The organism is Thauera sp. (assembly GCF_034003485.1).
Classification (GTDB): domain Bacteria; phylum Pseudomonadota; class Gammaproteobacteria; order Burkholderiales; family Rhodocyclaceae; genus Thauera.
Genome location: NZ_JAVEYL010000070.1, coordinates 1 through 6,282 on the forward strand (window position 1 = coordinate 1; position 6,282 = coordinate 6,282).

Annotated in this window: 6 protein-coding genes and 1 pseudogene; all 7 read left to right on the forward strand. The window is 64.6% G+C overall.

Features of this window, described 5'->3' with window-relative positions:
- Positions 1–449: pseudogene (locus tag RBT54_RS18000) on the forward strand (long-chain fatty acid--CoA ligase); the annotation flags it as partial.
- Between the two features lie 11 nt (positions 450–460).
- On the forward strand, positions 461–1,282 hold the full coding sequence (locus tag RBT54_RS18005) for an ABC transporter ATP-binding protein (protein WP_413788475.1): 822 nt from the start codon (positions 461–463) through the stop codon (positions 1,280–1,282).
- 12 nt (positions 1,283–1,294) lie between these two features.
- Complete coding sequence (locus tag RBT54_RS18010) at positions 1,295–2,224, forward strand: branched-chain amino acid ABC transporter permease (RefSeq protein ID WP_287365803.1); 930 nt, start codon at positions 1,295–1,297, stop codon at positions 2,222–2,224.
- A gap of 15 nt (positions 2,225–2,239) precedes the next feature.
- A complete protein-coding gene (locus tag RBT54_RS18015; protein WP_287365804.1) occupies positions 2,240–3,316 on the forward strand; it encodes a branched-chain amino acid ABC transporter permease in 1,077 nt (358 codons plus the stop codon).
- Between the two features lie 49 nt (positions 3,317–3,365).
- The gene (locus RBT54_RS18020) at positions 3,366–4,697 is read left to right on the forward strand and encodes an ABC transporter substrate-binding protein (protein ID WP_287365805.1); all 1,332 of its coding nucleotides are present in this window, start codon (positions 3,366–3,368) and stop codon (positions 4,695–4,697) included.
- Positions 4,698–4,751: 54 nt separating this feature from the next.
- Entirely contained in the window at positions 4,752–5,567 is an 816-nt protein-coding gene (locus tag RBT54_RS18025) for an ABC transporter ATP-binding protein (protein WP_004258106.1), read from the forward strand.
- A gap of 60 nt (positions 5,568–5,627) precedes the next feature.
- Positions 5,628–6,282, forward strand: a 655-nt coding sequence (locus tag RBT54_RS18030) for a phenylacetate--CoA ligase family protein (RefSeq protein ID WP_413788476.1), incomplete at its 3' end; no start/stop codon positions are given.

The following is a 6,282-nucleotide window of genomic DNA, read 5'->3' on the forward strand; positions in this document are numbered from 1 at the left end:
ACGGCAAGGATTTCGTCACCGCCTTCATCAACATCGACCTCGAGGCGGTGGGCAACTGGGCGGAGAAGAAGGGCATGGCCTACTCCGGCTATGCCGATCTGGCCCAGCAGTCGGCGGTGTATGAGCTGATCCGCGACTGCGTCGAGAAGGTCAATGCCGACCTCGCGACTGATCCGAAGATGAGCGGCGCGCAGATCAAGCGCTTCCTGGTGCTGCACAAGGAACTCGACGCCGACGACGGCGAGCTGACCCGCACGCGCAAGGTGCGCCGCAACTTCATCGCCGAGAAGTACGGTGTGCTGATCGACGCGATGTTCGAGGGCAAGAAGAGCCAGTTCATCGAGACCCAGGTCAAGTACGAGGATGGCCGCACCGGCAAGGTTTCGGCCGACCTGCGCATCGAGGAAGTGAAGACCTTTGCGCCGCAGGCCGGCCAGCGCGCGGCCTGAGGAGACGAGGAATGAACATGACCGACATGAACCCCGCGGCCGTCGCCCAACCGGGCCGCCGCTTCGGCGACGTGATCCTGGACCTGCAGAACATTTCGCTGCGCTTCGGCGGCGTGAAGGCGCTGACCGACATCAGCTTCAACATCCGCGAGCACGAGGTCCGCGCCATCATCGGCCCCAATGGTGCCGGCAAGAGCTCGATGCTGAACGTGATCAACGGGGTGTATCACCCGCAGGAAGGCAAGATCATGTTCCGCGGCGAGGAGCGCAAGAAAATGGAGCCGCACATGGCGGCCCAGCAGGGCATCGCGCGCACCTTCCAGAACATCGCGCTGTTCAAGGGCATGAGCGTGCTGGACAACATCATGACCGGCCGCAACCTGAAGATGAAGACCAACATCTTCCAGCAGGCCCTGTGGATCGGTGCGGCGCGCAACGAGGAGATCGCGCACCGCGAGAAGGTCGAGGAGATCATCGACTTCCTCGAGATCCAGCACATCCGCAAGACACCGGTGGGCGCGCTGCCCTATGGCCTGCAGAAGCGCGTCGACCTTGGTCGCGCGCTGGCGATGGAGCCGCAGATCCTGCTGCTCGACGAACCGATGGCGGGCATGAACGTCGAGGAAAAGCAGGACATGTGCCGCTTCATCCTCGACATCAGCGACCAGTTCGGCACCACGATCGTGCTGATCGAGCACGACATGGGTGTGGTCATGGACATCTCCGACCGCGTCGTGGTGCTCGATTACGGCAAGAAGATCGGCGACGGGACGCCGGACGAAGTCCGGAACAACCAGGACGTCATCAACGCCTACCTGGGCAGCGGTCACTGAGCGGAGCGGGACATGGGATTCTTTATCGAAACGATGTTGGGCGGGCTGATGACCGGCATGCTGTACGCGCTGGTCGCCCTGGGCTTCGTGCTCATCTTCAAGGCCTCCGGCGTGTTCAATTTCGCGCAGGGCGCGATGGTGCTGGTGGCGGCGCTCGCGATGGCGCGCTTCTCGGAATGGGCCAACGCCGCGCTGGGCGGTGACAGCCTGTTCCTGGCCAACGTGATCGGCATCATCGGTGCCGGTGTGGTGATGTTCATCGTGGCCTGGGGCGTCGAGCGCTTCGTTCTGCGCAAGCTGGTTAACCAGGAAGGCGCGACGCTGCTGATGGTGACGCTGGGCATCGCCTACGTGCTCGAGGGCCTTGGCCAGACCTTCTTCGGCAGCGAGATCTACTCGATCAACGTCGGCATGCCGAAGGACCCGGTGATCATGTTCGAAGGCCTGATCGAGGGCGGCGTCATGATCAACAAGGAAGACTTCATCGCCGCGGCGCTGGCGGCGGTGCTGGTCGGTGGCCTGACCATCTTCTTCCAGAAGACCGCGATCGGGCGTGCGCTGCGTGCGGTGGCGGATGACCACCAGGCCGCGCAGTCGGTGGGCATCCCGCTGAACAAGACCTGGGTGATCGTGTGGTGCGTGGCAGGTCTGGTGGCGTTGGTGGCCGGCATCATCTGGGGCTCGAAGATGGGCGTGCAGTTCTCGCTCGTAACCGTTGCCCTGCGTGCCTTGCCGGTGGTGATCCTCGGCGGCCTGACCTCGGTGCCGGGCGCGATCGTCGGCGGCCTGATCATTGGTGTCGGCGAGAAGCTCTCCGAGGTGTACATCGGGCCGATGGTGGGGGGCGGCATCGAGATCTGGTTCGCCTACGTGATGGCGCTCATCGTGCTGCTGTTCCGGCCGCAGGGCCTGTTCGGCGAGAAGATCATCAACCGCGTCTGACCTGGAGAACACACTGTGATTTATCGTGAGAATGGCCAGTTCAAGACGAGCTACCTGGCCGACCAACAGATCTTCACCATTGCCCAGGACAAGTGGTTCGTCCTCGGCCTGATTGCCTTCGCCGCCATCGGCGTGCCCCTCCTCGCGGACGAGTATCTGTTCCGTGCCGTGCTGATTCCCTTCCTGGTGCTGTCGCTGGCCGCGCTGGGGGTGAACCTGCTGGTGGGCTACTGCGGCCAGATCACACTGGGGGCGGGCGCCTTCATGGCGATCGGGGCGTACGCCGCTTACAACTTCATGGTCCGCATCGACGGCATGCCGCTGATCCTGGCCATGCTGCTCGGCGGCGTGGCTGCGGCGGGCTTCGGCATCCTGTTCGGCATTCCCAGCCTGCGGGTGCGTGGCCTCTACCTGGCGGTGGCGACGCTGGCCGCGCAGTTCCTGTGCGACTGGGCCTTCCTGCGCATCGGCTGGTTCACCAACAACTCCAGCTCGGGCTCGGTGTCGGTGGCCAAGCTCGAGGCCTTCGGCTGGATGATCGATTCGCCGGCCGAGAAGTACCTGTTCTGCCTGGCCTTCGTCGTGGTGTTCGCGCTGCTGGCGAAGAACCTGACCCGCGCAGCCATCGGCCGGCAGTGGATGGCGATCCGCGACATGGACGTGGCAGCCGAGGTCATCGGCATCCGCCCGATGTACGCCAAGCTGTCGGCCTTTGCGGTCAGCTCCTTCGTGGTCGGCGTGGCGGGTGCGCTGTGGGGTTTCGTGCACCTGGGTTCGTGGGAGCCCGCGGCGTTCTCGGTCGATCGCTCCTTCCAGCTGCTGTTCATGGTCATCATCGGCGGCATGGGCTCGATCATGGGCAGCTTCTTCGGTGCCGCCTTCATCGTCGTTCTGCCGATCTTCCTCAACCAGTTCCTGCCCTTCCTGGGCAGCCTGGTGGGCGTGACGGTGTCGACCGCCGGCATCTCTCACGCCGAGTTCATCATCTTTGGTTCGCTGATCATTTTCTTCCTGATCGTTGAACCGCATGGCCTCGCCCGACTGTGGTCGATCGCCAAGCAGAAACTGCGTCTGTGGCCGTTCCCCCATTGATGCAGTGTCGTTCGCAGTGCCCATGATGCTTATTACAAGGAGGAGACTCATGAAATTCCGTTCCCTGGCCCTTGCGGCTGCCATTGCCTCGGTGGGGCTGTCGTCCGCCGTATTCACTCCTGCCGCGCATGCCCAGGCGCAGGATCAGTTCTTCCCCGTGCTGGTGTATCGCACCGGCGCCTATGCCGCCAACGGCAACCCCTGGGCGAACGGCTACGTCGATTACCTGAAGTTCATCAACTCGCAGGGCGGCATCAACGGCGTCAAGCTCTCCTTCGAGGAATGCGAATTCGGCTATGCCACCGACCGTGGCGTGGAATGTTACGAGCGCCTGAAGGGCAAGAACGCCACCCTGTTCCAGAGTCTGTCGACGGGCGTCACCTTCGCACTGACCGACAAGGCCGCGGTCGACAAGATTCCGCTGATCACTGCCGGCTACGGCCGCAGCGAATCGCAGGACGGTTCGGTGTTCGCCTGGAACTTCCCGCTGCTGGGCTCGTACTGGGTGGGCGCCGACGTTGCCATCCAGCACATCGGCCAGCAGGAAGGCGGGCTGGACAAGCTCAAGGGCAAGAAGATCGCCCTGGTCTACCATGACAGCCCGTTCGGCAAGGAGCCGATCCCGGTGCTGCAGGAGCGCGCCAAGCTGCACGGTTTCGACCTGCAGCTGCTGCCCGTCGCCCACCCGGGCGTTGAGCAGAAGGCCACCTGGCTGCAGATCCGCCGCGACCGTCCCGATCACGTGCTGCTGTGGGGCTGGGGCGTGATGAACTCCACCGCCATCAAGGAAGCCCAGGCCACCGGCTACCCGCGCGAGAAGATGCTGGGCATCTGGTGGGCCGGTGCCGAACCGGACGTCAAGGACGTCGGCGCCGGTGCCAAGGGCTACAGCGCGCTCGCGCTGCAGCATGGCGCCGAGCCGAACAGCAAGGTCGTCAAGGACATCCTCGCCGCGCTGCATGACAAGGGCCAGGGTACGGGTCCGAAGGAAGAAGTCGGTTCCGTGCTCTACATGCGCGGCCTGATCTCCGCCATGCTGGGTGTCGAGGGCGTGCGCCAGGCGCAGGAGCGCTACGGCAAGGGCAAGGTCATGACCGGCGAGCAGGTGCGCTGGGGTCTGGAGAACCTCAACCTCGATCAGGCCAAGCTTGACGGGATGGGCTTCGCCGGCGTGATGCGCCCGGTGCAGACCTCCTGCACCGACCACATGGGTTCGTCGTGGGTTCGCGTCCATACCTGGGACGGTTCGAAGTGGGGCTTCACGTCCGACTGGTACCAGGCCGACGACAAGGTGTTGCGCCCGATGGTGCTCGAGGCCGCGTCCAAGTACGCAGCCGAGAAGAACATCCAGCGCCGTACCGCCGAGCAGTGCGCGCAGTAAGTTGAAACATGCCCCCGCGCCGCAGGGTGCGGGGGCCATTGCCTGGAATTCGAGATGAACGCTCCGAACTCAGCATTCCTCAGCGTCAACAACATCGAGGTCATCTACAACCACGTGATCCTCGTCCTGAAGGGCGTGTCCCTGTCGGTTCAGGAGGGCAGCATCGTCGCCCTGCTGGGCGGCAACGGCGCCGGCAAGACGACCACGCTGCGCGCGGTCAGCAACCTGCTGAAGGGCGAACGCGGCGAGGTGACGAAGGGCTCGGTCGAGTACAAGGGCGAGCGCGTCGAGGCGATGACGCCGGCCGACCTCGTCAAGCGTGGCGTGGTGCAGGTCATGGAGGGCCGTCACTGCTTCGGCCACCTGACGATCGAGGAAAACCTGCGCACCGGCGCCTACACCCGCACCGACGGCAAGGCGGCCGTCGAGGAAACGCTGGAGAAGGTCTACAACTATTTCCCGCGCCTGAAGACGCGCCGCAACAGCCAGGCGGCCTACACCTCGGGCGGCGAACAGCAGATGTGCGCCATCGGCCGCGCGCTGATGGCCAAGCCTCGCCTCGTGCTGCTGGACGAACCTTCGATGGGCCTCGCGCCGCTGATCGTCGAGGAGGTGTTCGAGATCGTCAAGGATCTGAACGCCAAGGAAAAGGTGAGCTTCCTGCTCGCCGAACAGAACACCATGGTCGCGCTGCGCTATGCCGACTTCGGCTACATCATGGAAAACGGCCGCATCGTGATGGAAGGCGCCGCCAGCGAGCTGTCGAACAACGAGGACGTGAAGGAGTTCTACCTCGGCCTGTCCGGCGAAGGTCGCAAGAGCTTCCGCGAGATCAAGCACTACCGCCGACGCAAGCGTTGGCTGAGCTGAACCGGCCCAAGGACGAGAAGCGAAACGGACCACCACAACGCATCGAGCAGGGATGCCGACATGAATTTCTACGACACGCGGGAAACCCGCCCCCTGGAAGCGCGCGAGCGCGAGCTGATGGAGCGGCTGCCGGCGCAGATCGCCCATGCCCGTGCCGCCGCGCCGGCCTTTGGCCGCCTGCTGGCGGACGTCGATCCGGATTCGGTGACGAGCCGGACGGCGCTCGCCACGTTGCCGGTGACGCGCAAGTCCGAGCTGCTGGAAATGCAGAAGGCGGCGCGCCCGTTCGGCGGTTTCGCCGCCGTCGGCTGGGGCAGCGCCTGCCGTCGCGTGTTTGCCTCGCCCGGCCCGCTGTACGAGCCCGAAGGCGCGCGTCCCGATTACTACCGCCTGGCGCGGGCGCTGTTTGCCGCGGGTTTCCGCGCGGGTGATCTGGTGCACAACACCTTTTCCTATCACTTCACGCCGGCCGGATCGATGATGGAGACCGCAGCCCACGCGCTGGGCTGCACGGTCTTCCCGGCCGGGGTTGGCCAGACCGAGCAGCAGGTGGCGGCCATCGCCGATCTGCAGCCCAATGCCTACGTCGGCACGCCGTCCTTCCTGCGCATCCTGCTGGACAAGGCGGATGAGCTCGGTGTGAAGGTTTCCTTCACCAAGGCCTTCGTGTCCGGCGAGGCCTTTCCGCCCAGCCTGCGCGATGCCTTCGCGGCGC